Origin of the sequence: Streptomyces doebereineriae, assembly GCF_031845645.1 — a bacterium.
Lineage (GTDB): Bacteria > Actinomycetota > Actinomycetes > Streptomycetales > Streptomycetaceae > Streptomyces > Streptomyces canus.
In genome coordinates this window covers 410,368-435,932 of record NZ_JAVREZ010000008.1, presented here as the reverse complement: position 1 = coordinate 435,932, position 25,565 = coordinate 410,368, and the positions used below count along the sequence as shown (strand labels likewise).

Here is a 25,565-nt window from a genome sequence, read left to right as displayed (position 1 = left end):
AGACGTCGGGACGTCGAGACAGGGACAGGGACCGAGTGGTTACTGGTTACGACTACTGACCGGCGCCGAGCGCCGAGCGCCGAACTGATCGGTATCGATCTGACCGACCGGATCAGTCACGCTCGTCGCATGTCCTCCACGGTCATGGCCGATCCGGGCAGTACGCCCTCGCACTCGGTGCCCCCGGCCGCTCGGGGTGGTCCTGGTCGAAGTTCTTCGCGAGCATCGGACACAGGGCGCCGATCCGCTCGTCCGCCGCCATGTGCACGAAGCCGCACAGTGCCCGACCATGCCGTCCCTGGTGGCGACGTCCACGGCTACTCGGCTCCGCCCAACTCGGGGCAGTCCGCAGCCTCCACCGATATCGGAGCGGTTCACCGTCTGCAGATCTCAGCCGGGGAGCTTGTTGCTCTTGCGGATCTGTCCGTCGAAGACCCCGGCGGGAAGGATACGGTGCGCCGCGCTGACGAGCCGGGCTTGCCGGCCGGCGGTGTACCGCACCTTCGGCTTGGAGTCGGTGGCGGCCGCGACGATCACCTTCGCGACGGTGGCGGGGTCGTCGCCCTCCTCGTTGACCGCCAACGCCACCTTGTCGGCGATACGCCGCTGCTCCGCATAGATCTGCATGGGCATGTCGGGCTCGACGGTGTTCGCCTCGAACGCGGATTTGGTACCGCCCGGCTGGACGATGAGGGCCCGGACCCCCTGTTCGCGGATCTCGTGGTCCAGGGACTCGGTGTACCCCTCGAGCGCGTGCTTGGACGCCGAGTAGTTGGCCATGTAGGGCGCGGGGAGGAACCCGAGGACGGATGAGATGTTGATGATGCGCCCGCTTCCCTGGGCGCGCATGTGCGGGAGAACGGCCTTGGTCATGCGCATCACGCCGAAGACGTTGGTGTTGAAGAGGCGCTCGGCCTGCGCGAGAGTGTTTTCCTCCCACGCGCCCGAGGAGCCGACGCCCGCGTTGTTGACGAGAACGTCGATCCGCCCGAACCGCTCGATCACCTGCTTGACCGCGGCAGCGACCGAATCGTCGCTGCCCACGTCGAGGGCGAGGAACGTCACGCCGTCACGACGGTCGGCTCCCGACGTCTTCCGGCTCGTTCCCACCGTCTCGAAACCCGCTGCGGCGAGCGCGAGGGCAGCCGCCTTTCCGATACCGGTGGACGCACCTGTCACGAGTGCCACCGGCTGAGTCGTCGCCATCACAAAGCTCCCTTGGTTTTAGAGTACGTCCGTATGTCGTACGGTCGTATGTCTTACGTTCGTACGACCATACGGGGGTCCGTCGGTCGATGGCAAGTGGTCGGGTCCGGCGGTTCGAGAAGGATCTCGGGAAAGGCCCCGGTCAGGTCACCGCCGCCGCGGGAGCGGATCAGCGCGCGGCCATCGGCCCACCGGCCCACGAATGCCCGGTAGCCGTCCCACTTGGGCTCAGCCGCGCATCGGATCCGGCAGGGACCAGGGCGAAGGGATGGTGGACGTCTTCCACCGCGTGCCGTGGCTGCGGGGCGGTGTCGCCCGGTCAGCGGATCCGCGGCAGGGCCTTGTCCGGGTGCACGGCGTGTACGTACTTCACGGCGATGCTGGGATGGATGCCGAAGAGGCGCACGAGATGGACCGGATCGGCGGTCACCCCGGGCCTCGTCCAGGATGCGGTCGGCCCATAGGTCCGGGAGGTGATGAGCAGGTGCGGGTTGGTGGCCTCGGGCCAGCGGCGGCGCTCGCGCAGCCAGTCGGCCACCAGGTCGGTGCTCAAGTCGTCGAGGTGGACGCTCCCTGCCCAGCGGTGCCGGCCTGTGCTGCCTCCGCCTCTCCGTCAGCGCCAACACCGGCTGGCCCGCAGGGCAGTTCAGCGAAGTGGAGGCGTATCCGACTTCGTGACGACGGCGTCCTGAACGACTCCGCGCTTCGCCGCCTGGATCTGCTCGTACACATGGGTGCGCAGTTCGGCGAAGCGCGGGGCCACACGCGTGTGCAACTGGTCCCGCTCGTCCGGCAGATCGACCTTGAGCTGCTCCTGCACGACCGTGGGCGAGGCGGACAGCACGATCACCCGCTCGCCCAGGTAGACCGCCTCGTCGATGTCGTGGGTGACGAACAGGATCGTGATGCCGCGCTCCCGCCACAGCCGTCGTACGAGATCCTCCAGGTCGGCGCGGGTCTGCGCGTCCACGGCCGCGAACGGCTCGTCCATCAGCAGGACCTCGGGCTCGTACGCGAGTGCGCGGGCGATCGCGACGCGCTGCTGCATACCGCCGGAGAGCTGCCAGGGATACGCCCCGGCGGCCTCCGTGAGGTCCACCGACTCCAGTGCGTCGGCGACCAGTTCACGTCGCCTCGCCTTGCTCAAGTCCTTCTGTTTCAGCGGCAGTTCGACGTTGTCGGCAACGCGCATCCAGGGAAAGAGGCTGCGCCCGTACTCCTGGAAGACGAAGGCCATCCCGGGCGGGGGACCGCTCACCTTCCGTCCCGCCAGGTGGACTTCGCCGGCGGTCGGGGTGAGCAGGCCGCCCATGCACTTCAGCAGGGTCGTCTTGCCGCAGCCGGACGGGCCGACGAGACACACGAGTTCGCCCGCTTCGACGGTGAAGGTGAGGTCGCGGACCGCCTCCACACGGCGGCCGGAACCCTCGTAGACCTTCTGCAGGCCGGATACGCCAAGATGCGCGCGCATGGACCGCCCTTTCGGGTTCGGGTGATTCACGGGGACCGCCGGGTCGAGGCGCGCAGGCCGTGGTACCAGGCGAGGGCCCGCCGCTCGACCAGCTGGAAGACGACGGAGAGCAGATAGCCGAGCAGACCGAGGACGAGGATCCCGGTCCACATGTCGGGGACCGCGAAACTGCGCTGGAACTGGACGATGGTGAAACCAATGCCGTTGCTGGCCGCGAACATCTCGCTGATGACCATCAGGATGATGCCGATCGAGAGGGCCTGGCGCAGACCCGCGAAGATCTGCGGACTCGCTGAGCGCAGCACCAGCTCGCGCAGGCGCGAGGGGCCGGTGATGCCGTAGGAGCGGGCCGTCTCCAGCATCACCGGGTCGACCGCGCGTACGCCCTCGACCGTGTTGAGCAGGATCGGCCAGACACAGCCGCTCGCGATCACCGTGACCTTCATGGTGTCGCCGATGCCCGCGAACAGCATGATGACCGGGATCAGGACCGGCGGCGGGACCGCCCGCAGGAACTCCAGGACCGGTTCGCACACCGCCCGCACCCGCCGGTAGGAGCCGATGACCGTGCCGACCGCCACCCCGGCGACGGCCGCCAGGGCGTAACCGGCCGCCAGTCGCCAGATGCTGGGCAGCACGTCGGCGCGCAGGCGCTCGGCGGTCCACACGTCCGGGAAGGTCTGGAGGATCGTGCGCAGCGGCGGCCAGAAGACGTTGGTGCTGCCGTCCGACGCGAGCCACCACACGGCGACCAGCAACGCGGGCAGCGCCAGCACGAAGACCAGCTGGAGAACGAGCCGCTTCACACCGCCACCTCCCCGCGCACCGACTGGTGCCAGGCCAGCGACCGTCGCTCCACGGTACGCGCGCCGACGTTGATGAGCAGCCCCAGAAGACCGGTCACCACGATCAGCGCGTACATCTCCGGGACCGCCTGCGAGTTCTGCGCGACCGCGATCCTGGCGCCCAACCCCGGTGCGCCGATGACGAGTTCACCGGTGATGGCGAGGATCAGCGCGACGGCCGCGGCCAGTCGGACACCGGTCATCACATACGGCAGCGCGGTCGGCCACAGAACATGCCGGATCCGCGCCCAGGTGCCGAGACCGTACGACCGTGCCGTCTCCTCGGCGACGGGGTCGACGTCCTGGACGCCGTAGAGCGTCTGGATGAGGACCTGCCAGAAGCTTGCGTACACGACGAGCAACAGCACCGAGCGCAGTTCGCTGCCGTACAACAGCACCGCCAGCGGGATGAGGGCGACCGAGGGGATCGGGCGCAGGAACTCGATCGTCGAGGCCGTCGCCTCGCGCAGATAGGGCACGACGGAGACGATCACGCCGATGACGATCCCCGCCGAGACGGCGATGGCCAGGCCCAGGGCCCAGCCGGCGAGGGTGTCGCCGAGCGCCGTCCAGAAGGCGCCGTCGGAGAGTTCGTCGGCGAAGGCGCTCGCGATCCGGCTGGTCGGCGGGAAGTACTCCTCCTTGACCAGACCGAGTCGCGGCACCGCCTCGCCCAGGGCGAGGAAGGCCGCGAGGCCTGCGGCGCCCAGCGCCGCGTTCTGGAGCCTCACGGAAGCAGCGCGTCCACGTCGGGGGTCTTCTTGAAGAACCCGTCCTCCTCGCCCAGCTTCGCCAGTGCCTCGATGGACTCCTTGTTCGGCTCGGCCGGCCACTTCGGGAGAGTCACCTGCGCCAGCACCGACGCCGGGATCTTGGTGTACGTCGTGATGATCTGGCGTGCCTCGTCCGGGTGGGCGTCCGCGTAGGCGAGGGACTCGGCGGTGGCCTCCTGGAACTTCTTCACCACGTCGGCGTTCTGCTGCTGGTACCGCGTCGAGGTGAAGTACATGGCGACCGTGGTGTCCTTGGCCACGTCCACCAACGGCGAGGCGATCACCTGGCCGCCCTGGCTCTTGATCGTGGCCTGCGCGGGCTCGACCGCGCAGGCCGCGTCGACCTGGCCGCTGTCGAGAGCGGCCGGCATCTGGTCGAAGGCCAGCTCCACGAACTTCACCTTGTCCGGGTCGCCGCCGTCCTTGCGGACCGACTCGCGCACGGCGGACTCGTTGATGTTCTTCAGCGTGTTGATGGCGACCTTCTTGCCCTCCAGGTCCTTCGCGGACTTGATCGAGCTGCCCTTCTTCACCGCGATCGCCGCAAAGTCCTTGCCCGCCAAGCCCGTTGAGGCGATGCCGTTGGAGACCGCCTTGACCGGCACCCCGGACGACTGGGCTATCAGCAGGGAGGTGACGTTGGAGAAACCGAACTGGAACTGCCCGCTGGCGACTCCGGGCACGATCGCCGCGCCGCCGGACGCGGTCGATATCTCGAGCTTCAGCCCGCGCTTGCCGTAGAAGCCTTTCTTCTGGCCCAGATAGACCGGCGCGACATCGACGATGGGAATGAGGCCGAGCTTGACGGTGGTGGTGCCGCCGGACGACGATCCCGAGTCCGAGGCCCCCGAGTCGCCGGACGAACCACAGGCCGACGCGGTGACCAGTAATGCTCCGGCCGCGAGGGCGACGAGCAGACGACGCATGGCTCCTCCTGTGCAGACTTGTTGTTCCGACAGGCTGTGCGCAGACCGCACAGTGGTGCTCAGCGCGAAAGGTATGGGGCTCGCGGGGGTGAGGTCAATGCCTTTGGCTGACAATATTGTTGACATTCATGGGAAACAACTCCCTGGAGGCGACGATGTCCCCGGCAGCCCGCGCCCCGCATTTCGTACGTTCCCTGGAGCGCGGCCTCGCCGTCATCCGCGCGTTCGACGCCGACCACCCGGAACTCACCCTCAGCGAGGTCGCCCGCGCCTGCGGACTGACTCGCGCCGCCGCCCGCCGCTTCCTGCTGACCCTGGCCGACCTCGGATACGTCCGCGCCGACGGCCGCACCTACCGGCTCACGCCACGCGTCCTCGAGCTCGGCTACTCCTACCTGTCGAGTTTCTCGCTGGCCCAGATCGCCGAACCGCATCTGGAGCAACTCGTGGAGAACACAAGGGAGTCGTCGTCCCTGTGCGTACTCGACGGCGACGACATCGTGTACGTCGCCCGGGTGCCCGCGCGTCGCATCATGACCGCGGCGATCACCGTCGGCACCCGTTTCCCGGCCCATGTCACCTCGGTCGGGCGGGTGATCCTCGCGCATCTGCCGCAGGAGGACATCGAAGTACGCCTCGCACACGCCGAGTTGATCCCCCTCACCGCCCGCACCCTCGTCTCCGCCGACCTTCTGCGGGCGGAACTCGACCGGGTACGCCGGCAGGGGTACGCCGTCGTCGACCAGGAACTGGAGGAGGGGCTGCGCTCGATCGCCGCCCCGGTGCGGGGCCGGGGCGGCGAGGTGGTGGCGGCGGTCAACATCCCCGTGCAGGCGGGGCGTACGACGCTGGCCGTGTTGCGGCGGGACCTGCTGCCGCCACTGCTGGAGACGGTCGCGGGCATCGAGACCGATCTCGGTATGGCTACAGGTCCAGTACCAGCTTCTTCCCGCGGCACCGGGACACACAGATCATCATCGTCTCCCCGGCCTCCCGCTCCTCGTCCGTGAGCACCGAGTCCCGGTGGTCCGGGGTGCCGTCGAGGACATCGGTCTCACAGGTGCCGCAGGTGCCCTCGGTGCACGAGAACAGCACCTCCACGCCCGAGGCGCGCACCGCGTCGAGCACGGAGACGTCCGGGGCCACGGTGACCGTCGTGCCGGTCTGTGCCAGCTCGACCTCGAACTCCGTGTTCTCCGAGGCCGGTTGCTCCTTCGGCGTGAACCGCTCCACGTGCAGCAGTCCGGCCGGGCAGCGCTCCTCCACCGCGTCGAGCAGCGGGCCGGGCCCGCAGCAGTAGACGAGGGTTCCCTCGGGGACGCCGTCGAGCACCGACGCCAGGTCCAGGAGGCCCGTCTCGTCCTGGGGAGCGACGGTGACCCGATCGCCGTAGCGGCGCAACTCCTCGGTGAACGCCATGGATTCGCGCGTTCGCCCGCCGTACAGCAGCGTCCACTCCACGCCTTGGGCCTCCGCCGCCGCGAGCATCGGGAGGATCGGGGTGATGCCGATGCCGCCCGCGATGAAGCGGTAGCGGGGTGCGGGCCGCAGGGTGAAGTGGTTGCGCGGGCCGCGCACCCTGACCTTGTCGCCCTGCCCCAACTGCTCGTGCACATGGGCGGATCCGCCGCGCCCCGCGGGCTCGCGCAGCACGGCGATCCGCCAGGCGGTGCGGTCGGCCGGGTCGCCGCACAGGGAGTACTGCCGCTCCAGACCGGGGCCGAGCACCACGTCGATGTGGGCGCCGGGCTCCCACTGCGGGAGCTGTTCGCCCAGCGGGTGGCGCAGGGTGAGGGCGAGCACGCCGTCGGCCGCCGCGTCCCTGCGGTCGACGACGAGTTCGGCTTCGTACGCGTCACTCATGAACTGGTTCCTTGCGGCTCGTGTGAGAGCGGCTCGTGTCCTTGCGGATGGGCGAGCATCCACTCCCACATCTCGATCGGGTCCTGCGAGGTGTGCTCGCGGCCGCAGTGACAGGTGCCGTGCAGGACATCGGTGCCCGGCAGCCAGTCGATGCGGTAGATCTCCCCGGTGGGTCCGGCACTCACAGGACCTTCTCCACGGGCTTGTCGCCCTCCTCGACCAGCCGGGCGAGGATACGGCGGGCGGCGAGACCGCCGGTGTCGATGTTGATGCTCAGCTCCTGGTAGCCGGTGCGCTCGGTGCCGAGCGTCCGCTGCAGCAGGTTGAGCGCGTCGACGTCCTGCATGACGACGGTGTGGTTGTTGCCCCGCAGGAACTCGGTCACCTCGGCGTCCTCGGTAGCCCAGTCGCGCGAGACCATCCAGAAGTCGTACACGTGACCGTCGCTCGACGGGGTGATGGCGTACGTGATCTCGGTGTGGAAGCCGTTCGGGTCGCTGCCGTCCGCCTCGGGCAGCACGCCGACCGGCGCGATGCGGCTGTGCAGCAGATACAGACAGGGCGCGTGGTACTCGATGTCCTGCCAGCGCGTGATCCTGCCCCTGATGCCGGTGGACTTGGCGTAGAAGGGCGGGCACTCGGCGTCGTCCATGTGCCGGCTCACCCGCACGATGCCCGCGCCCTCGTCGACCTCCGTGGTGATCGGCGTCTCGGCGACCTCGGGGGTGCCGATGTAGCCGCCGTGCAGATAGGTCTCGTGGGAGAGGTCGAGGAGGTTGTCGACCAGCAGGCCGTAGTCGGCGTCGATCGGCTCCATGCCGCGGACGGTGACCCAGCCGGCGGAGTCGAGGTGCCTGGCCCGCGGGATGGTGTCGGCATCGGCGAGGGCCGGGTCGCCGATCCAGACCCAGATCAGGGAGTCCAGCTCGACGACGGGGTAGGAGGCGACCCGCGCGGTGCGCGGTACGCGCTTCTGGCCCGGCACGTACACGCAGGTGCCCGTCGTGTCGTACGTGAACCCGTGGTACCCGCACACGATCTTGTCACCGTCGAGCCGACTGGGCTTCTCGTGCAGCGGGAACCTGCGGTGCACACACCGGTCGGCGAGCGCGACGGGCGTCCCGTCCTCCTCGGTCCGGTAGAACACGAGCGGCTCACCGAGGATCGTCCGGCCGAGCAACTCCTCGCGCCCGACCTCATGGCTGTAGGCGGCGACGTACCACTGGTTCCTGGCGAAGGCGGTCGTGTGCGGCATCGTTGCGGCTCCCGTCTGTCGTGGTGGTGGCATCGTCTTAACGTTCGCAGGGGCACGGCAACACCGCTTCCGTCTCACGGAAGGGGAAGGCCGGACAACCTGCTGGGGCGGACTGGGCCATCTAACTGTAAAGAACCTTGACAGTTAGATGGTCTAGTCCAATTATGGGCACCGTTCTTCTTCCCCGCGGTTCTGTCCTTCCGCGTCCCCGCATGCCCTTTCCCCTGGGAGCGTCAGTGAGACGACCTGGTCACCTTCGTGCGTTGCTGTCCTGTCTGAGCGTGAGCGCTCTGTCCGCCGGGCTCGTCGGACTCGGGGGAGGGAGCGCGCTCGCGGCGCCGTCCGCCCCCTCGCTCACGGCCTTCGGCAAGCCCCTGCCCGCCCAGGTGGCGGCCCCCTACGTCGAGACGTGGACGGGCGAGAGCCCGGCCGCGCTCGCCGCCGCCTCGGGCAACAAGTACCTCACCATGGCCTTCCTTCAGACGGCCACGGCGGGTTCCTGCACCACCTACTGGAACGGCGAGAGCGGTCAGCCGATCTCGAAGGCGTCCTTCGGCCGTGACATCGCCACCATCCAGGCGCGCGGCGGCGACGTCATCCCGTCCTTCGGCGGCTGGTCCGCGGACACGACCGGCACCGAACTGGCCGACAGCTGCACCAGCGTCGACGCCATCGCCGACGTGTTCAAGAGCCTCGTCACGACGTACGGCATCAGCCGCATCGACCTCGATGTCGAGGGCGACTCCATCAACAACGCCGCCGGGATCGACCGCCGCAACAAGGCGATCGCCAAGGTCCAGCGCTGGGCCGAACGCACCGGCCGCACCGTGCAGTTCTCCTACACCCTCCCGACCTCCACGACCGGCCTCGCGGCCAACGGCCTCGCCGTGCTCCAGAACGCCGTCGACAACGGTGCACGCGTGGATGTCGTCAACCTCATGACGTTCGACTACTACGACGGCGCCACGCACGACATGGCGGCCGACACCAAGACGGCCGCCGAGGGGCTGCACGGCCAGCTCGCCGCGCTCTACCCGCACAAGAGCTCCGCGAAGCTGTGGAGCATGATCGGGGTCATCGAGATGCCCGGCATCGACGACTACGGCCCCGAGGAGACCTTCACCGTCGAGAACGCGGTCGCGGTGGAGCAGTGGGCCGAGGCCAAGAAGATCAACAGCCTCTCCTTCTGGGCGCTCCAGCGCGACAACGGCGGCTGCCCGGGCACCGGCGGCTCCAACTCCTGCTCCGGCATCGTCCAGGACACCTGGGCCTTCAGCCACACCTTCGAGCAGTTCACGAGCGGCGGTCACAAGTAGCGGAACGCCTCAGGGCGGCGAGGGCCCGGTGCGCACTCCGCGCACCGGGCCCTCGCCACACCGATTTCGCTACAAGTTCCGAAATTATTCGGGGCGAGGACCGCCACGTGGCCGAAACACGCGGTTCATAGCGTCGGGACACACCACGCCACCGCCCTCAGTACTCGTGAGGAATCTCGTGTCACAGGAGTCCCCGTGCCCAACCTCTCCCGTCGCACCGCCCTGCGGCTGACCGCCGGAATGGCCCTCGGCGCCGCGCTTCCCCTGGCCGGCTGCGGGCGCGAAGACGACGCGGCCGCCGCTTCCGGCGCCAAGAAGGTCGACGCGTCCCCGGCCACCGGCACCGTGAACGTCTGGGCCGCCCAGGGCGACGCCGACGTGCTCGGCACGGTCGTCAAGCCGTTCAAGTCCGCCAACCCCGACCTGGTCGTGAAGACCACGCTGATCCCGAACGCGGAGTACTACACCAAGCTCCAGGCGGCGATCGCGGCGGGCAAGGGACCGGACGTCGCCCAGTTCTTCCCCGAGTCGCAGGCGCAGTTCCTCGACTCGTCGACCCTGATGCCCGTGCCGGACGGCCTGGTGGATCCGGGCGGCTTCTTCAAGAGCCTCTGGGACGCCGGCGTCGTGGACGACGTGGCCTACACGGTGCCCTGGTACGCGTACACATACGCGCTCGTCTACCGATCAGATCTGGCCAAGAAGGCGGGCGTCCAGGCGCCGACCACCTGGGCCGGCATGGAACCCTTCCTCAAGGCCCTTCAGGGCGCCGGCGCGGCCCACGCGCTCGGGGCCGACATCGGGTGGGACATCTTCAACGGCCAGGACGTCGCCATGTACGCCTGGCAGGCCGGAGGCTCACTCGTCACCTCCGCCGGCAAGTGGAACCTGAACACGCCCCAGATGGTCGACGCCCTCGACTACAACGCGTCCTTCTTCACCGCCGGCACCGCCGACACCAGCGGGCCGACCTTCCTCGACGCACAGCCGTACTTCGTCTCCGGCAAGACGGCGAGCATGATCACCGGACCCTGGGTCATCGGCCAGCTCGACACCGCCGCCAAGAAGAGCGGCTGGACGGCCTCCCACGTCGCCACCGCCCCCCTGCCCGCCGGAGCGTCGAGCAGCGTCTCCTTCTCCGCGGGCGGCACCTGGGGCGTCCTCGCCGACAGCGGCAACTCGGACGCCGCCTGGAAGCTCGTCCGATATCTGGCCGAGCCCAGCACGCAGGTCGCGCAGTACAAGGGGTACGGCTCGCTGCCGGCCGTCATCTCCGCCTGGGACGACCCGGCGATCAAGGGCCAGCCGCTGCTGGCCGCCTTCTTCACCCAGCTCAAGAACACCCGCGCGTTCCCGCAGGTCAGCACATGGCAGCAGGTCGCGACCCGGCTGGGCAAGGAGGTGGAGGCCGTCGCCAAGGGCAAGCAGACCGCGGCGAAGGCGGCCGCGAACATCCAGGCGTACGCCGAGAGCGTCGGCACGGGCACGCAGTGATGACCACGACTCTCGCACCGGCCGCAAAGAAGGCCAGGGCCCTACCGAAGACCGCGGCACCCAAGGCGTCCCGTGCCCGCCGCACCGCCGTCGCCTGGCTCTTCCTCGCCCCCTTCGGCCTCGTCTTCCTGGTCTACACGGCCATCCCCACGGTCGCCGCGCTCGCGCTGAGCCTCACCGACATCCGCGGCGCCGACCTGCGCACCCCGTTCGCCGTCGACTTCACCGGCATCGACAACTACCTCCGGCTGTTCCAGGACGACACCTTCGTACGGGACATCCTCAACACCGCCCTCTTCGTGGCCGTGGGCGTACCGCTGACGATGGGCATCGGTTTCACCCTGGCCCTCGCGCTGAACTCCGGCATCAGCCGAATGCGCGGTGTCCTGCGCACCGTCTTCTTCGCGCCCGTCGTCACGAACGTCGTCGCCGTCGCGCTGATCTGGCAGTACGCCTTCCACATCGACGGCACCGTCAACAAGCTCCTCGGCGCGGTCGGATTCGCCGGACCGAACTGGCTGGACGACCCCAACCTGGCGATGCCGGTCGTCATCCTGCTCGGCGTCTGGCGCAACTTCGGCATCGCGATGGTGCTGTTCCTCGCCGGCCTCCAGGCCGTCCCGCGGGACGTGTACGAGGCCGCCGCACTCGATGGGGCCGGCCGTTGGCGCCAACTCCGGCACATCACCCTGCCGTTGCTGCTGCCCACCACGCTCATGGTCTCCGTCCTGCTGACCGTCTTCTACCTCCAGGTCTTCGACGAGCCCTACCTCCTCACCGGCGGCGGCCCGCTCGGCTCCACCGAGTCGGTCGCGCTGTACACCTACCGCCAGTTCGGGGCGGGCGAGTTCGGGATGTCCTCGGCGGCGTCCTTCGTGACGCTCGCGCTGGTGACCGTGGTGAGCGTCGTCCAGTTCCGGCTGCTGAGGTCCCGCACATGAACCGTGCCGCCCGCCCCGTGATGTACGCCGCCCTGGTGCTGTGTGCCCTGCTCACGACACTGCCCTTCGCGTGGGGTGTGAGCGGCTCGCTGCGCAGCCTGGACGAGATCCGCTCCGACCCCGGGGCCCTGTTCCCGCACCACCTCACCTTCGGCAACTTCACCCGGCTGTTCGAGACCCAGGGCTTTGGCCGGTTCCTGGTCAACAGCGTCGTCGTCGCGCTGATCGTGGTGGCCGGGAACATCCTGGCCGCGTCGGCCGCCGGATACGCCCTCGCCAAACTCGACTTCGCGGGCCGGCGGCTCGCGTTCGGCGCGGTCATGGCGGCGATGATGGTGCCCTTCACCGCGGTGTTCGTCACCCAGTTCGTGATCACCGTGGACCTGGGCCTCGCGGACACCCTCGCCGGAATCGCCCTGCCCGGCGCGGCGCTTCCCCTGTCGGTGTTCATCGTGCGCCAGTACGCCCTGTCGGTCCCCGACGAACTCCTCGAAGCGGCCCGTATCGACGGCGCGGGCGAGTTCCGGATCTTCTTCAGGATCTTCCTGCCGCTGGCCGGTCCCGCCGTCGCCACGATCACGATCATGTCGTTCCTCAACTCCTGGAACAACTTCATCTGGCCGCTGGTCGTCGCCCAGAGCATGTCCACCTACACCCTCCCGGTCGGCCTCGCCGCCACCAGCCAGGCCGCGGCCCATGTCACCGACTACGGCCTGCTGCTCGCCGGAGCGATCGTCGTGATGCTGCCGGTTCTCGTGCTCTTCCTCTTCCTGCAGCGGTACTTCGTACAGGGCATCGCGGGAACGGGGCTGCGATGAGCACGCCGGTCACCGTCCGGACCCCGGCGGGCACGGTCGTCGGCCGTCGACACCGGGACGTGCGGCGCTTCCTGGGCATCCCCTATGGCGAAGCACCCACCGGCCCACGGAGGTTCGCCGCGCCGCTCCCACGCGGGCGCTTCACGCGGCCGTACGACGCCTCCCGCCCCGGAGCCACCGCGCAGCGCGTGCCGCTGTTCGCCATGACCACCATCCCGGAACCGTCGGTGCCGGGCGACGACATTCTGAACGTCTCCGTCACGGCCCCCGACGCAGACGGCTGCCCGGTGCTCGTATGGATCCACGGCGGCGGCTTTCTCGCGGGCAGCCCGGCCAGCCCCTGGTACGACGGCCGCGCCTTCGCCCGCGACGGGGTCGTCACCGTCACCGTCGGCTACCGGCTCGGCGTCGACGGATTCGCCGTACTGGACGACGTCCCCACCAACCTTGGGCTGCGGGACGTGCTCCTCGCGCTCGACTGGGTGCGGGAGAACATCGCCGCGTTCGGGGGTGACCCGGAGCGGGTCACCGTCGCGGGCCAGTCGGCCGGGGGAGCGATGGTGCTCGCGCTGCTGTCGTCGCCCGCCGGGCGCGGCCGGTTCCAGCGGGCGGTCAGTCTGTCCGGCGGCCTGTTCGAGGTGGAAGCTACCCCGGCTCGCGCCTTCCTCGCACGGCTCGGCGAGCACCTGGGCGTGCCGCCCACCCGGGCCGGATTCGCTCTGTGCGCACCGGAGTCGCTCCAGCGGGGCGTGCTCGACCTGCGCAAGGACGACGACCTGCTCCTGCTCGGCCCGGTCGTGGGCGACGACATGCTGCCGCTGCCGCTCGCCGAGGGGCTGGCCGTGCACGGACAGGACGTCCCGCTGCTGCTCGGCGCCACGGGCGACGAGTTCGACGGCGACAGCGAGCGCGGGTCGCGCGCGGCCGGCACCCGGATCACGGACACCCTGTTCCGCTCCGCCTGCCCCCGCACCGCGGCCGCCCGCCGCGCGGCCCCCGCCGGTACCTGGCTGTACTCCTTCGAATGGCCCTCCCCGGCCCTCGGCGGCGCCGTGCACTGCGTCGACCTCCCGTTCTTCTTCGACGTGCTCGACGCGCCCGGCGTCCCCGAGGCGCTCGGCCCGAACCCGCCCGCGGAACTGGCCGCCCGGATGCACACCGACCTCGTCGGCTTCGTCCGCGGCGAGACCCCGACCTGGGGGAGGGCCACCGGGCGGCTCGGCGACCCGGCCCGCGAATACGGCCGACCGCTCGCGGCCGACACCCGGGGCGTGTACGACCCGGTGACGGGAGGGGAGCCGTGCTGACGGCCGGCATGAACCAGAGCGCCGTACGACGGGTCAACACCTCCGTGATCCTGCGGGCGTTGGCGGTGTCGGCCGGACCGAGGAAACTCACCGAACTCGCCGAGCAGACCGGTCTGTCCCGTCGCACGATCGAACTGATCCTGGACTCGCTCGTCGAGGCGGGCTGGGTCGCCGAACTCGACCGGGTGCCGAACAGCGGCTGCGCCGGACGCCCGGCCCGCCGCTACGAACTGCGCGCCGAACACGCCCTGTTGGCCGCCGTACGCGTCACGACCGTCGATGCCTCCGCCGTCGTCGCCGACGTGCGCGGCCACATCCTCGGCCGGGCACACCGGCCGCTGCGCGCCTACAAGGACCCGCGCACCACTCTCGACGACGCCGCCGAACTGGTCCTCCAGGCCCTCGACGACGCCGGCGGCTCGGTGGACCGGCTGCGCGCCGGGGCCATCGCCGGCGGTGGTGCCATCGACGACGAAGGAGTCGTACGGCGCCTGGTGCACACCACACGCTGGGAGGGCGTGCACCTGCCCGAGGAGCTCGGCCTGCGTGTCCCGGTGCCCTGGTTCGCCGACAACGACACCAACCTCGGTGCGCTGGCGGAGCGTTGGCGGGGAGTGGCCGCCGATCACGACAACGTCGTATGGGCGATGCTCGGGAACCGGACCGGCCTCGGCATCCTCATCCGAGGGGCCGTGCACCGCGGGCTCGACGGTGCCGCGGGCGAGATCGTCGAGGCCCGCTCGATGCCGGCCGGCTCGGTCGAGGACTGGCCGGTGGCCGCCCTGACCTCACCGCTGCCCGCCCAACGCGCCCTCGCCCTGGCCCGTTTCGAGGCGGCCCGCAACGGTGACACCGCCGCGCTCGCCGAGGTCGACGAGTTCGTGGAGAACATCACGTCGATCCTCACCACCCTGTCCTGGACGGTCGCCCCCTCGCTCATCGTCCTCGGCGGCGGGCTGGAGGACGCGGCCGACGTCCTGCTGCCCCGGGTGCGGAACGCGCTGCGGGACGCCCGCACCCCCGCGGTCGAACTGCGCGCCACCGCGCTCGGCCACGACGCCCCCCTCATCGGCGGGTGAAGCTCGCCCTGGACCGCATGGACACCGAGCTGTTCGGACCGCTCGTCCCGGTCGACTGACCCCCACAACACACGTACACGGAGCTCCACTTGACCCACACCCCCCGCACCGACGTCCTCATCGTGGGCAGCGGCATCATGGGAGCCCTGGTGGCCCGCCTCCTGCGCCGGAGCGATCCGGCGCTGCACATCACCATGGCCGACGGCGGCAGCCCGATCGGCGGTACGCCGGGGCGGCACCTGCACGACCTCGACGACCCCGACCTGTGGTCCCGTTACAACGAGAAGGTCGCCACCGGCATCCAGGGCATGTACACGGGGGCCGAGGTGGTCCGTGAGGTCGCGGGCAGCCTCCCCGACCTCACCCCCGGCATGTTCCACGCACTCGCCTTCGGCCAGGACGCCGAGGCGATGCCGCAGGCCGCGCTCGCCTGGAACGCGGGCGGCATGGGCGTCCACTGGACCGCCGCCACACCGTGGCCCGCCGGGGACGAGGTCTTCGACTTCGGCGACCCCGACGCCTGGGCGGCCGACCTCGACACCGCACGCGCACTGCTCGCCGTCACACCCGCGGCGATCGGCCCGACCAAGGTCGGCGAACTCGTCCTCGACGTCCTGCGCCGACGCTACGGCGGCACAGGGCCGGCCGACCGGGCCCCGCAGCCCATGCCCATGGCCGTCACCCCCACACCGTCGGGCCCCATGCCCCGCACGGCACCCGGGACGATCTTCCCCGCACTCGCCCAGGGCGGCGACCCGGCCTTCACCCTGCTCACCGGCACACTCGTGACCGCCCTCAGCCGGGACGCCGGCCGGGTCACCGGGGCCCGCCTGCGCCGTGTCGCCGACGGCACCGAGTCCGAACTCCGCGCCGGCACCGTGGTGGTGTGCGCCGACGCCCTGCGCACCCCCCAACTCCTGTACGCCTCCGGCATCCGCCCTGAAGCCCTGGGCCGCCACCTCAACGAGCACGCCTTCGTCACGGCCCGCGTCCTGCTCGACCTCGACCGGTTCGGCCTCGACCCCGACGCCCTGCCCCTGCCGCGCCCCGGCGAGTTCAGCACCGACTCGCTGTGGCTGCCGTGCAACGGACCCGCCCAGCCCTTCCACGGCCAGATCATGAACCGCACCTACGTCGACGGGGCCGGCCGGCCCCTCGCGCACTCCGTCGGCCTGTCGCTGTACGTCCCCGTCGAGTCGCGCCCGCAGAACCGGCTCGTGTTCTCGGCGAGCGAGACCGACCTGGCCGGGCTGCCCCGCATCCGCGTCGAGTTCGGCTACTCCGCGACCGACCGCGCGCTGATCCGGCGGGCGCTGGACGAAGTCCGGTCCGTCGCCGAGGAGTTCGGCCCCTTCGATCCCGCGACCGAGTCGACGGTGCTGCCGCCCGGTTCGTCGCTGCATCTCACCGGCACGGTCCGGGCAGGCGTCACCGACGACGGCACCGGCGTGTGTGACCCGGACGGGAGGGTGTGGGGCTTCGACAACCTGTATCTGGCCGGCAACGGGGTCGTCCCCACGCCGATGGCCGCCAACGTGACGCTGACCGGCGCCGTCACCGCGGTACGGGCCGCCCGTGCCGTCACCGCACGCACCTGAACCACCGAGAGGAACCCGAACCGTGATCGACATCGCCAGGGAATACCGCGTGGCCCTGCCCGCCTGGATCGACGACGAACTCGCCGACGCGCCCGCAGCCGTACCCTCCCGCGAGGACCGGATGCGTCTCGTGCACCGCCTCGCCGACCGCAACTGGCGCGAGGGCAACGGCGGTCCGTTCGCCGCGCTCGTCGCCGAGCGCGAGTCCGGCCGGATCGTCTCCGTCGGCGTGAACGTCGTCCTGTCCAGCGGAGTCTCCAGCGCGCACGCCGAGGTCGTCGCGCTCGGCCTCGCCCAGGTTGCCACCCGCAGCTGGGACCTCGGCGGCGACGGCCTGCCGTCTCACGAACTGGTCGTCAACTGGCGTCCCTGCGTGCAGTGTTACGGCGCCACGATGTGGTCCGGGGTGCGCGGCCTGGTGGTCGCGGGTCAGGGCCCGGAACTGGAGGAGATCACCACCTTCGACGAGGGCCCGGTCGGCTCCGACTGGGCCGAGCAGTTCGAGACACGTGGCATCGAGGTCGTGGGAGACGTCCTGAGGGACGAGGCGCTCGCGGTGTTCCGCAACTACCGCAAGGCCATTGACGAGTCCGACGAGGTCGTCGTCTACAACGCGCGCGGGGGAACGGAATGAGCCCTCGATTCGCGACGGACGTCATCACCTTCTACCACCCCGGATTCTGGGACCTCGACTCCGCCGACGCGGTCCGCGACTGGGCCGCGGATCATCCGGACCGCTTCTGGCAGCGGGTGCTGGACACGCTCGCCGAGACCGAGGTCACCGGCATCGAGCTCACGTTCGCGCCCGGCGACCTCGACTCCGCCCTGCGCGCCTACGGCAGCGCGGCGGCGTTCCGCCGGGAACTGGCCGGCCGGGGCCTGGCCGTCGTCAGCGCCTTCGTCGCCGACAGCGACGCCCCCGACTGGCGGCACGGCGACAACCTCCCCGAGATCGTCGCCGACGCCGAGCGCCGCTCCGCCTTCCTCGCCGAGGTGGGCGCCGAAGTCCTCGTCGCCGGACTGCCGATGAGGGCGACGTACGGCACCCGCCCGCCCTTCTTCGTCGACGCCGCCTACATGACCCGCATGGCCGACATCGCGCACGCGGTGGGCGAGGCGGTGTCCCGGTACGGGGTGCGGCTGGCCTTCCACACCGAGTCCCACAGCACCCTCTGGTACGAGCGGGACATCGACCTGTTCATGGCCCTGACCGACCCGCGCTATGTCTGGCTGTGCCCCGACTCCTGCCACATCGCCCTGGGCGGCGGCGACCCCGTCGCGGTGGCCCGGCGCCACACACCGCGCACGGCCCTGGCCCACTGGAAGGACGCCGTCGCCCCGATCGACGTCCACCTCACCATCGACGACACGGTGTACGCCCAGCAGCAGCCGTACATGACGGAGCTGGGCACGGGGATCGTCGACTGGGAGGGCTGGGCGGACGCGATGTCCGGTACGCCCGGCGCGGGCACGGTCCTGATCGAACTGGACGAGGCCGCTGATCCGGTGGCCGCGCTGCGGTCGGGAACGGCGGTGGCGAAGCGGGCGCTGGCCTCTCGGGGTCATGACATACCGCTGAAATATCGATCTGGGAGCCTGACGCGATGAAGTGCCGTGTTCCGTATGCCGGGACGATATCTTGCATTGACGCAGGGTCTCCGGGCCCGCCATAGTGCTGATGCCGTAGCGCCGTATTGGGGAGACCGGGATGAAGACCGATGCCACCTCGAGCCTCTGCGGAGACTTCATGCTGGCTGTGTATCTGGACGGGCAGGGCCGTGTTCCCGGCTATGGCACCGGCCTCGGCTTCGGCCTGAGCGGCGCGATGCTGATGGAACTCGCTCTGGACGGCTTCCTCCACACCGTGGACGGATACCTCGTCGCCGCCCACGGTGCACAGCCGCAGAACCGCGCGCTCGGAGAGGTTCTCGTGCGGATCCGGTCGTCTCGCAATCCGCGCACGGCATCGGAGTGGGTCAGGGCCCTGAGCGTCGGCGCACACAAGCGGCTGTCGGCCGGCATGATCGCCGAGGGCGTCCTCGTTCGCACGCCGACACGGTTGCCGTTGCCGACGGGGTTGGCTCGTCGCTACGACGTCCTGGACGGGGAGAGGCGCGATGCCGCGGTCCGGTCTCTGGCAAGTGCGGCTGATTCCTCGGAGCGCTCGGTCGCGTTGGCCGCGCTGGCCGGTGCGTGCGGTGCCGCGTGGGGCGGTCGGGAGCGGGGCGGGTCCGAGGCGATGCTGCGGTCCCTGAGCCCGGCCTGCGCCCAGATCCTGACCGCGGTCGCCGCCTGTGTGTGGCTCGGAGCGCTCTCTTCCTGGACCTGATCCCGTCGCGCGTTCGCCGGTCAGCGCGGTCGGCGGACCTCACGAAAGTCTGACTTGCGGATCTTCGCGTGGACGCCCTTCACGTCGTCGACGACCTGGGAGACCGCGAAGTCGCCTGCCGCGCTGAGATACGCCATCGCCAGATGGCGGTCGATGCCGTAGTCGGTCGCGAGCAGGTCCAGCGCGCAGCGCACGCAGTCGCGCATCGCCTCGTCGAGGTCCTTGTCCAGCCCGATCGGCACCAGGTGGTCGTCCGTCTCGGCGAACGGGGCGACGCGGCCGTGGCCGGGCCGCAGGGCCGCGCCGCCCGGCACCACCTCGAGCTTCACGGTGGCGCGCAACGATGCCTCGAACGCGGTGAGGGCGACCTCGCCGTCGCCCTGGGCGAAGTGGGGGTCCCCGAAGTAGACCAGCGCGTCGTCGACCTGCACCGGCAGGTACAGCGTGGCGCCCTCGCCGAGCAGGGAGATGTCGATGTTGCCCCCGTGGCGCCCCGGCGGCACCGAGTGCGGCCGCTCGTCCCCGGGCACCGCCACGCCCATCACGCCGAGGAACGGCCGCAGCGGGAAGCGCAGTGCACCGCGGGAGGGGTCCGTCGGATCCACCGCCATCCGGCCCCACGCGCCGTCGCGATCCGCGTGTGCCGTGGCGAAGGTGAACGAGGGACCGGGCAGCGACGGCATCTCGCCGGGGAGTGCGCCGAAGCCGTGGCGTGCGGAGACCAAGCCGTACGGAACCCGTGGGGTGAGGCCGAGGACGGTGATGGCGAGCAGATCGCCGGGCCGGGCTCCGGCCACGGCGATCGGCCCGGTGACGAGGTGCGGCCCGTCGTCGTCGAAGTCGTGCGGCATACCGGAGTCCGCCACCTGCTGGGCGTCGTCGAGCACATGGCCGCCGCCGACGCCGTAACGGCCGAAGAACTGGGCGGGGTTGCGGCCCTGGTCCTCGAGAACTCCCTCGTGGCTGAGTGTGTCGACCGTGACGACGGTGCCCGGTCGGACGACCGCGCACGGTGCGTCCGTCTCGCAGGGCAGACGACCCCACAGGGTGTTCGCGGGCGTTGACGGGACGTAGGTCGTCGACGCGATCGCTCCGTGGCCGGGCTGGAGGATCGGGAATCCGGTCGCGGCGACGTCGAGGAGGGGCGAGTCGATCGCAGTCATGGCCGACCTTTCGTGAAGGGGAAGGGCTGGCCCGACGCTAGGAACGTCCCGTTGCCCCGGTGTTTCCGGGGAGGGTCCGCGCCGTAACGCTGTCTCGTATTCCAACATGGTATCTCGCATGAGTGGCCCGGAGTGAAGCTCAAGCCGCGCCGGTCCGGGCAGCGCTCGGGGCCAACAGCGGACATCGCGTCCGCTGTTGGCCCCGTACGGCCGAGGACGGCTCAGAGGTCGAGGACGAGGCGGTCGCCCCGGCATCGCCCCACGCAGATCATCATCGTGCGCCCGGCAAGGCGTTCCTCCTCGCTCAGCACGGAGTCCCGGTGCTCCGGAGTCCCGCCGAGCACACGGGTCTCGCAGGCGCCGCAGTATCCCTTCTCGCAGTCGTAGGACAGGCCGGGTACCGCGTCGCGCAGTACCTCGATGAGGCGGCGGTCGGCCGGCACGGTGAGCGTGCCGCCCGTGCGCGCGAGCTGGACGTCGAAGTCCCGGTTCTCCGCGGCGTCGTACGCCGTCTCGAGGTCGTCGCCGGCGGTGAAGCGCTCCAGGTGCAGCCGGTCGGTGAGGTCCAGACGGGCGCACTCGCGCTCGACGGCCGCCAGCATCGGAGCCGGCCCGCACGCGTGGACGGCGGTGTCCGCGTCCAGCCCGCCCAGCAGCCGGGGGAGGTCGGGCAGTCCGGCCTCGTCCTGGGGGAGCAGGGTGAGCTGGTCGCCGGCGACGGCGGCGAGTTCGTCCGCGAACGCCATCGTCGACCGGGTGCGTCCGCCGTACACGACGGTGAACGGTGTGCCGCGCCCCGCCGCCGCACGGACCATGGCGAGGATCGGTGTGACGCCGATGCCGCCGGCGAGGAACAGGTAGGACGGCGCCGACGTGAGCGGGAAGTGGTTGCGGGGCCCGCGGACCGCGAACAGTGCCCCGGGGCGGGCCAGTTCGTGGAGTTCGGCCGATCCGCCCCGGCCCCGGGGCTCGCGCAGGACACCGATGCGCCACGTGCCGGCGTCGTCGGGGTCACCGCACAGCGAGTACTGACGCAGCCTGCCCGAGGGCAGACGCAGCTCGATGTGCGCGCCGGGCCGCCAGGCCGGGAGGTCGCCTCCGTCCGGCAGGGCGAGGTCGACGGCGACGACGTCCTGCGCCGCCGCGCGCACCGCGGTCACCCGCAACTGTGTGGGCGTGGTCAGGGCGCGGACCGAGCCGGTCGCCGCACCTGCCCGGGGGCCGGGTGTGAAGACCGCCGGGACCGCGTCCCAGCCGGACTGGTTGCCCCGCGTCGGGTAGGCGACGAGACCCTCCTCGATCACCCGGTAGTCGGGCAGCCGGGTCAGCACCTGCGTCATCATCGCGCGGAACATGGCCCGGGCGAGATGCGCGCCGGCGCACCGGTGCGAGCCGATCCCGAAGCTGAGATGCCTGCTGGCGTCGCGGTCGAGCCGCACCTGCTCGGGGTCGGGGAACACGGCCGGGTCGTGGTTCGCGGCGACCCACGGGATCAGTACCCGGTCGCCCCGGTGCATCGGGCAGCCGCCGACCTCGGCGTCCTGGGTGACCGTGCGCGCCATCGACTGCGACGGGGCGAACGCGCGGAGGAACTCCTCGGTCGCGGAGTCCAGCAGATCGGGGGAGTCGATCAGCTTCTGGCGCTGGTCGGGGTGGCGAGCGAGGTGGACGAGCGTCGATCCGGTCAGAGAGGTGGTGGTGTCGACGCCGCCGGCGATGAGCAGGCCGATCACCGACACCAGTTCGTCCTCGCCGAACTCGCTGCCGTCACCGCGCCGGCCGGCCACCAGTGCGCTGACCGCGTCGGCCCGTGGTGCCGACCGGCGCTCGGCGATCAGCTCACGGATGCGCTGGTCCATATAGGCCAGTCCGGCGGCCCCGCGCACGGCACGCTCGCTGTCGGCGGGTGCGGCGAAGATGTCGTGGATCGGACCGGCCAGCTTCGCCCAGTCCTCCTCGGGGAAACCCAGCCAGTCCAAGGTCACCGCGGCCGGCAGCGGGTTGGTGAGGTCACGGACGAAGTCGCAGGAGCCGAGCTCGACGAAGTCGTCCACGACGCGGGCGGCGTGCCGCTCGATCATGGGCACCAGCCGGTCGATCGCCTCCGGGGTGAGCAGCGGGTTGATCAGGTGCCGGTACTCGGTCGACCGCGGCGGGTCGAGCTCGATCGGATACTGGTCGAGCCCCGGTCCCTTGGGGATGACGATGCCGACCCCCTGGCCGCCGTGGTCGCTGCGGGCCGAGGAGAACGTCCCGTCGTCGCGGGCGATGCGGGCCACGTCGGCATACCGCGTCGTATAGGTGAAGCCGCCGTAGGCGGTGGCGCGGCCTACCGGGCAGGACTCGCGAAAACGCGCGTAGTAGGCGACCGGATCGGCGTTGGCCTCGTCGGAGTGGTGATCGAAGTCGATGTCGGCGGACATGAAGGGCACGCTCCACGTGCTCGGTCTTCTGCGCGGTGTTGACCGGCCGCGCCACCGGATGAACAGGTGCCTCATCTGCGTCGGGCCACCCTAAGGTGTCCCGCCGCGTGCGACAACGTTTCGTGGATGACGTCGTGAGACCCGGGCTGACGACGTCTAGAAGGTCAGCACGGCCTTGCCGACCGCACCGGACCGGACCGCCGCGACGGCCTCGTTGATCTGCTCGAACGGGAAGTAGGTGATCATCTTCTCGACCGGGAACTGCCCCTTGGCGTTGAGTTCGAGCAGTTTCGGCAGGAACACCTGCGGCAGACTGGACCCGCCGATGATGCCGGTGACGCTGCGCCCGTTGAGGATGCTCCGCCAGTCGAAGCTCATCGACTCGCTCGGTCCGACGCCGATCACCCCGGCGCGGCCGAGCGGCCCGAGTGACTCCACCGCGGTGCGCAGGACGTCCTCGCGGCCCGTCGTGTCGATCACGAAGTCGAATCCCTCGGGGACGAGAGCGGCCAACTGGTCGGCGGCCGGCCCGGCCGAGGAGTCGACGGTGTGCGTGGCGCCGTAGCCGCGGGCCGCCTCGAGCTTGGCCGGGTTCACGTCGACGGCGGCGACGACCGCGCAGCCGCTCAGCGAGGCCGCGATGATGGCGGCCACGCCGACGGCCCCCGCCCCGAAGACCGCGATCGACGAACCGGGGCGCGGCTGCAGCACGTTGAGCACGCCGCCGGCACCGGTCTGGAAGCCGCAGCCGAAGGGCCCGGCCCGCAGCAGGTCCAAGGAGGAGTCGATCCTGACGACCGCCCGCTGCGGCGCGACGACATGGCTGGCGAACGACGACTGGCCGAGGAAGTGGGCGTTGACCTCGCGCCCCTCATGGGTCACCGCGGTGGAGCCGTCGGGCCGGCGACCGGAGAAGTTCACCGCGTCGAAGCTGCGGCAGTAGGCGGGCGAGCCGGTGCGGCACAGCGTGCACGTACCGCACGACGCGAAGGACATGGTGACGCTGTCGCCCGGGCGCACCGACGTGACATGCGCGCCGACCTTCTCGACGATGCCCGACCCCTCGTGCCCGAGCAGCGCGGGCGTGGGGAAGAAGGTGGCGAACTCCAGGTCGGTGCCGCAGATACCGACCCCGGCGAGGCGGACGAGCACCTCGTCGGGGCGGGGCTCGTCCAGGTCCACCTCGGTCAGGACGAATGGCTGTCCGGGTTGCTCCAGCAGAGCGGCGGTGGCACGCACCAGGCCTCCTCAGTGACTCACATCGCGAGATCGCATATTGACATGCGTGACATGGAGGGTCAAGGTTCACCTATGGCGGCTGTTGACTTCCCTTCCTCCCAGCACTTCATCGACGGCGAGTGGGTCGCGGCCCGCGACGGCGGCACCCTGGACATCGTCGATCCGGCCACCAGGCAGGTGATCACCAAGGTGGCACTGTCGGGCCGAGCCGATGTCGACGACGCGGTCGCCGCGGCGCGCCGCGCCTCCCCCGGCTGGGCGGCGACCAACCCCACCGAGCGCGGGGCACTGATCCGGCGCTGGGCCGACCTGATCCTCGCCGACGTCGAGGCGCTGGCGGCCGTAGAGGCGAGGGACGTGGGCAAACCACTGTCCGGGGGCCGGACGAACATCTACATCGCCCACGACATCATCAACTACTTCGCCGGTGCGGCCGACAAGCTCACCGGGGTCACGCTGCCGACCCGCAGCCCCGACTTCCTGGGCTACACGGTTCCCGAGCCGTACGGCGTGTGCGCCGTCGTCATCCCATGGAACGTGCCGGCCGTGCTCACCGCCGCGAACGTCGCGCCGGCGCTCGCCGCGGGCAACGCGGTCGTCCTCAAGCCGTCCGAGGTCGCACCGCTGGCCCCGTTCGCACTCGCCGAACTTGCCCGACGCGCCGGGTTCCCGCCCGGAGTGATCAACGTCGTCGCCGGCGGCCCCGAGGCGGGCGCCGCACTGACCTCGCACCCGGGCGTCGACCACATCAGCTTCGTCGGCTCCACCGCGACCGGGCGGGCGATCATGACGGCCGCCGCGCAGAACCTCGTCCCGGTGAAGCTCGAACTCGGCGGCAAGTCGCCGAACGTGCTGTTCGCCGACGCCGACCTCGACACGGCGATCGAGGCGGTCGTCGGCTCGATCACCGAGAACGCGGGGCAGAACTGCTACGCCGGTTCCCGCCTGCTCGTCGAGGCCGCGGTGCACGACGAGGTCGTGGAGCGGGTCGCCGCCGCCATGGCCGCCGTCAAGACCGGGCCCTGGGACGCCGACCTGGACATGGGGCCGCTGGTCAGCGCTACACAGTTCGCCCGCGTCAGCGGCTTCCTCGAGGACGCGCCTCGCGACGGCGCGCGGCTGGTCACCGGTGGCGCACCCACCGGCGACGGATGGTTCGTCCAGCCGACCGTGTACGACCGCGTGGACGCGGGCATGCGCGTCGCCCGCGAGGAGATCTTCGGCCCGGTCCTCGCCGTGCAGTCGTTCCGCGACACGGCCGCGGCGACCGAACTGATGAACGCGACGGACTTCGGCCTGCTGGCCTGCATCTGGACCAACGACGTCTCCCGGGCCCTTCGGCTGGCCAAGGACGTCCGCTCCGGGCAGGTGGCGGTCAACCAGTTCCACGACGCGGGAGTGATCGGCTTCCCCTTCAACATGCAGAAGGACAGCGGCTTCAGCCGGGGCGGCGGCTACGCGGCGCTGCGCGAGTACACCCAGGAGAAGGGCGTGGCCATCCGGCTGCTGGCCCGCTGAG

23 protein-coding genes and 2 pseudogenes are annotated in these 25,565 nt (G+C 70.6%); 12 read left to right on the top strand and 13 right to left on the bottom strand.

Annotated features, from left to right (window positions below):
- Positions 1-190 precede the first annotated feature (190 nt).
- The 7 genes and pseudogenes from RNB18_RS25240 to RNB18_RS25210 all read right to left on the bottom strand — a co-directional run.
- Positions 191-283: pseudogene (locus tag RNB18_RS25240) on the bottom strand (TetR/AcrR family transcriptional regulator); the annotation flags it as partial.
- Positions 284-390: 107 nt separating this feature from the next.
- Complete coding sequence (locus RNB18_RS25235) at positions 391-1,206, bottom strand: oxidoreductase (protein ID WP_311716382.1); 816 nt, start codon at positions 1,204-1,206, stop codon at positions 391-393.
- A 319-nt stretch (positions 1,207-1,525) separates the two neighbouring features.
- Positions 1,526-1,759 carry a hypothetical protein gene (locus tag RNB18_RS25230; protein WP_311716381.1) on the bottom strand — a complete coding sequence of 78 codons (234 nt, stop codon included), beginning with the start codon at positions 1,757-1,759 and terminating at the stop codon, positions 1,526-1,528.
- A 93-nt stretch (positions 1,760-1,852) separates the two neighbouring features.
- Entirely contained in the window at positions 1,853-2,677 is an 825-nt protein-coding gene (locus tag RNB18_RS25225; protein WP_311716380.1) for an ABC transporter ATP-binding protein, read from the bottom strand.
- 26 nt (positions 2,678-2,703) lie between these two features.
- Positions 2,704-3,483 (bottom strand): ABC transporter permease, encoded by a 780-nt coding sequence (locus RNB18_RS25220; RefSeq protein ID WP_311716379.1) that lies wholly within the window; start codon positions 3,481-3,483, stop codon positions 2,704-2,706.
- Positions 3,480-4,253 (bottom strand): ABC transporter permease, encoded by a 774-nt coding sequence (locus tag RNB18_RS25215; protein WP_311716378.1) that lies wholly within the window; start codon positions 4,251-4,253, stop codon positions 3,480-3,482. The genes RNB18_RS25220 and RNB18_RS25215 overlap by 4 nt, the downstream gene beginning before the upstream one ends.
- Positions 4,250-5,221, bottom strand: coding sequence for an ABC transporter substrate-binding protein (locus tag RNB18_RS25210; protein ID WP_311716377.1), 972 nt, complete (start codon positions 5,219-5,221; stop codon positions 4,250-4,252). The genes RNB18_RS25215 and RNB18_RS25210 overlap by 4 nt, the downstream gene beginning before the upstream one ends.
- 128 nt (positions 5,222-5,349) lie before the next feature.
- Between RNB18_RS25210 and RNB18_RS25205 the strand changes: the two genes are divergently transcribed.
- Positions 5,350-6,231 carry an IclR family transcriptional regulator domain-containing protein gene (locus tag RNB18_RS25205; RefSeq protein WP_394817661.1) on the top strand — a complete coding sequence of 294 codons (882 nt, stop codon included), beginning with the start codon at positions 5,350-5,352 and terminating at the stop codon, positions 6,229-6,231.
- On the opposite strand, the gene RNB18_RS25200 is transcribed toward RNB18_RS25205, so the two are convergent.
- From RNB18_RS25200 to RNB18_RS25190, 3 genes are read right to left on the bottom strand one after another with little or no spacing between them, the layout of a single operon-like run.
- The gene (locus RNB18_RS25200) at positions 6,146-7,084 is read right to left on the bottom strand and encodes a PDR/VanB family oxidoreductase (RefSeq protein WP_311716376.1); all 939 of its coding nucleotides are present in this window, start codon (positions 7,082-7,084) and stop codon (positions 6,146-6,148) included. The two genes, RNB18_RS25205 and RNB18_RS25200, sit on opposite strands and share 86 nt — an antisense overlap.
- Positions 7,081-7,269, bottom strand: coding sequence for a hypothetical protein (locus RNB18_RS25195; RefSeq protein WP_311716375.1), 189 nt, complete (start codon positions 7,267-7,269; stop codon positions 7,081-7,083). The genes RNB18_RS25200 and RNB18_RS25195 overlap by 4 nt, the downstream gene beginning before the upstream one ends.
- The gene (locus RNB18_RS25190) at positions 7,266-8,339 is read right to left on the bottom strand and encodes an aromatic ring-hydroxylating dioxygenase subunit alpha (RefSeq protein ID WP_311716374.1); all 1,074 of its coding nucleotides are present in this window, start codon (positions 8,337-8,339) and stop codon (positions 7,266-7,268) included. The genes RNB18_RS25195 and RNB18_RS25190 overlap by 4 nt, the downstream gene beginning before the upstream one ends.
- 281 nt (positions 8,340-8,620) lie before the next feature.
- Between RNB18_RS25190 and RNB18_RS25185 the strand changes: the two genes are divergently transcribed.
- The 10 genes and pseudogenes from RNB18_RS25185 to RNB18_RS25140 all read left to right on the top strand — a co-directional run bounded on the left by RNB18_RS25185 (position 8,621) and on the right by RNB18_RS25140 (position 19,221).
- Positions 8,621-9,655: a chitinase gene (locus tag RNB18_RS25185; RefSeq protein WP_311716373.1), complete on the top strand. Its 1,035-nt coding sequence runs from the start codon at positions 8,621-8,623 to the stop codon at positions 9,653-9,655.
- A 195-nt stretch (positions 9,656-9,850) separates the two neighbouring features.
- Positions 9,851-11,149, top strand: coding sequence for an extracellular solute-binding protein (locus RNB18_RS25180; RefSeq protein WP_311716372.1), 1,299 nt, complete (start codon positions 9,851-9,853; stop codon positions 11,147-11,149).
- Positions 11,149-12,090, top strand: a complete 942-nt coding sequence (locus RNB18_RS25175; protein ID WP_311716371.1) for a carbohydrate ABC transporter permease — start codon at positions 11,149-11,151, stop codon at positions 12,088-12,090. The genes RNB18_RS25180 and RNB18_RS25175 overlap by 1 nt, the downstream gene beginning before the upstream one ends.
- On the top strand, positions 12,087-12,908 hold the full coding sequence (locus tag RNB18_RS25170; RefSeq protein ID WP_280861388.1) for a carbohydrate ABC transporter permease: 822 nt from the start codon (positions 12,087-12,089) through the stop codon (positions 12,906-12,908). Before RNB18_RS25175 ends, RNB18_RS25170 begins: the two co-directional genes overlap by 4 nt.
- The gene (locus tag RNB18_RS25165; protein WP_311716370.1) at positions 12,905-14,215 is read left to right on the top strand and encodes a carboxylesterase family protein; all 1,311 of its coding nucleotides are present in this window, start codon (positions 12,905-12,907) and stop codon (positions 14,213-14,215) included. The genes RNB18_RS25170 and RNB18_RS25165 overlap by 4 nt, the downstream gene beginning before the upstream one ends.
- An 8-nt stretch (positions 14,216-14,223) precedes the next feature.
- Positions 14,224-15,353: pseudogene (locus RNB18_RS25160) on the top strand (ROK family protein).
- Positions 15,354-15,383: 30 nt separating this feature from the next.
- On the top strand, positions 15,384-16,892 hold the full coding sequence (locus RNB18_RS25155) for a GMC oxidoreductase (protein WP_311716369.1): 1,509 nt from the start codon (positions 15,384-15,386) through the stop codon (positions 16,890-16,892).
- Positions 16,893-16,914: 22 nt separating this feature from the next.
- The gene (locus tag RNB18_RS25150; RefSeq protein WP_311716368.1) at positions 16,915-17,526 is read left to right on the top strand and encodes a nucleoside deaminase; all 612 of its coding nucleotides are present in this window, start codon (positions 16,915-16,917) and stop codon (positions 17,524-17,526) included.
- Entirely contained in the window at positions 17,523-18,500 is a 978-nt protein-coding gene (locus RNB18_RS25145; protein ID WP_311716367.1) for a sugar phosphate isomerase/epimerase family protein, read from the top strand. Before RNB18_RS25150 ends, RNB18_RS25145 begins: the two co-directional genes overlap by 4 nt.
- Positions 18,501-18,600: 100 nt before the next feature.
- A complete protein-coding gene (locus RNB18_RS25140; protein ID WP_311716366.1) occupies positions 18,601-19,221 on the top strand; it encodes a GOLPH3/VPS74 family protein in 621 nt (206 codons plus the stop codon).
- A 20-nt stretch (positions 19,222-19,241) separates the two neighbouring features.
- On the opposite strand, the gene RNB18_RS25135 is transcribed toward RNB18_RS25140, so the two are convergent.
- The 3 genes from RNB18_RS25135 to RNB18_RS25125 form a co-directional block, all read right to left on the bottom strand.
- Entirely contained in the window at positions 19,242-20,384 is a 1,143-nt protein-coding gene (locus RNB18_RS25135; protein WP_311716365.1) for an acetamidase/formamidase family protein, read from the bottom strand.
- 221 nt (positions 20,385-20,605) lie between these two features.
- A complete protein-coding gene (locus RNB18_RS25130; RefSeq protein WP_311716364.1) occupies positions 20,606-22,807 on the bottom strand; it encodes a cytochrome P450/oxidoreductase in 2,202 nt (733 codons plus the stop codon).
- Positions 22,808-22,963: 156 nt separating this feature from the next.
- Complete coding sequence (locus RNB18_RS25125; protein WP_311716363.1) at positions 22,964-24,046, bottom strand: NAD(P)-dependent alcohol dehydrogenase; 1,083 nt, start codon at positions 24,044-24,046, stop codon at positions 22,964-22,966.
- A 72-nt stretch (positions 24,047-24,118) separates the two neighbouring features.
- Between RNB18_RS25125 and RNB18_RS25120 the strand changes: the two genes are divergently transcribed.
- Positions 24,119-25,564 (top strand): aldehyde dehydrogenase family protein, encoded by a 1,446-nt coding sequence (locus RNB18_RS25120; protein WP_311716362.1) that lies wholly within the window; start codon positions 24,119-24,121, stop codon positions 25,562-25,564.
- The last annotated feature ends 1 nt before the right edge of the window (position 25,565 follow it).

Bases quoted from the DNA above. Each gene is read 5' to 3' on its own strand.
- RNB18_RS25235 (WP_311716382.1), bottom strand. From the start codon at position 1,206: ATGGCGACGACTCAGCCGGTGGCACTCGTGACAGGTGCGTCCACCGGT.
- RNB18_RS25225 (WP_311716380.1), bottom strand. From the start codon at position 2,677: ATGCGCGCGCATCTTGGCGTATCCGGCCTGCAGAAGGTCTACGAGGGT.
- RNB18_RS25210 (WP_311716377.1), bottom strand. From the start codon at position 5,221: ATGCGTCGTCTGCTCGTCGCCCTCGCGGCCGGAGCATTACTGGTCACC.
- RNB18_RS25205 (WP_394817661.1), top strand. From the start codon at position 5,350: ATGGGAAACAACTCCCTGGAGGCGACGATGTCCCCGGCAGCCCGCGCC.
- RNB18_RS25200 (WP_311716376.1), bottom strand. From the start codon at position 7,084: ATGAGTGACGCGTACGAAGCCGAACTCGTCGTCGACCGCAGGGACGCG.
- RNB18_RS25190 (WP_311716374.1), bottom strand. From the start codon at position 8,339: ATGCCGCACACGACCGCCTTCGCCAGGAACCAGTGGTACGTCGCCGCC.
- RNB18_RS25175 (WP_311716371.1), top strand. From the start codon at position 11,149: ATGACCACGACTCTCGCACCGGCCGCAAAGAAGGCCAGGGCCCTACCG.
- RNB18_RS25170 (WP_280861388.1), top strand. From the start codon at position 12,087: ATGAACCGTGCCGCCCGCCCCGTGATGTACGCCGCCCTGGTGCTGTGT.
- RNB18_RS25165 (WP_311716370.1), top strand. From the start codon at position 12,905: ATGAGCACGCCGGTCACCGTCCGGACCCCGGCGGGCACGGTCGTCGGC.
- RNB18_RS25145 (WP_311716367.1), top strand. From the start codon at position 17,523: ATGAGCCCTCGATTCGCGACGGACGTCATCACCTTCTACCACCCCGGA.
- RNB18_RS25140 (WP_311716366.1), top strand. From the start codon at position 18,601: ATGAAGACCGATGCCACCTCGAGCCTCTGCGGAGACTTCATGCTGGCT.
- RNB18_RS25135 (WP_311716365.1), bottom strand. From the start codon at position 20,384: ATGACTGCGATCGACTCGCCCCTCCTCGACGTCGCCGCGACCGGATTC.
- RNB18_RS25130 (WP_311716364.1), bottom strand. From the start codon at position 22,807: ATGTCCGCCGACATCGACTTCGATCACCACTCCGACGAGGCCAACGCC.
- RNB18_RS25120 (WP_311716362.1), top strand. From the start codon at position 24,119: ATGGCGGCTGTTGACTTCCCTTCCTCCCAGCACTTCATCGACGGCGAG.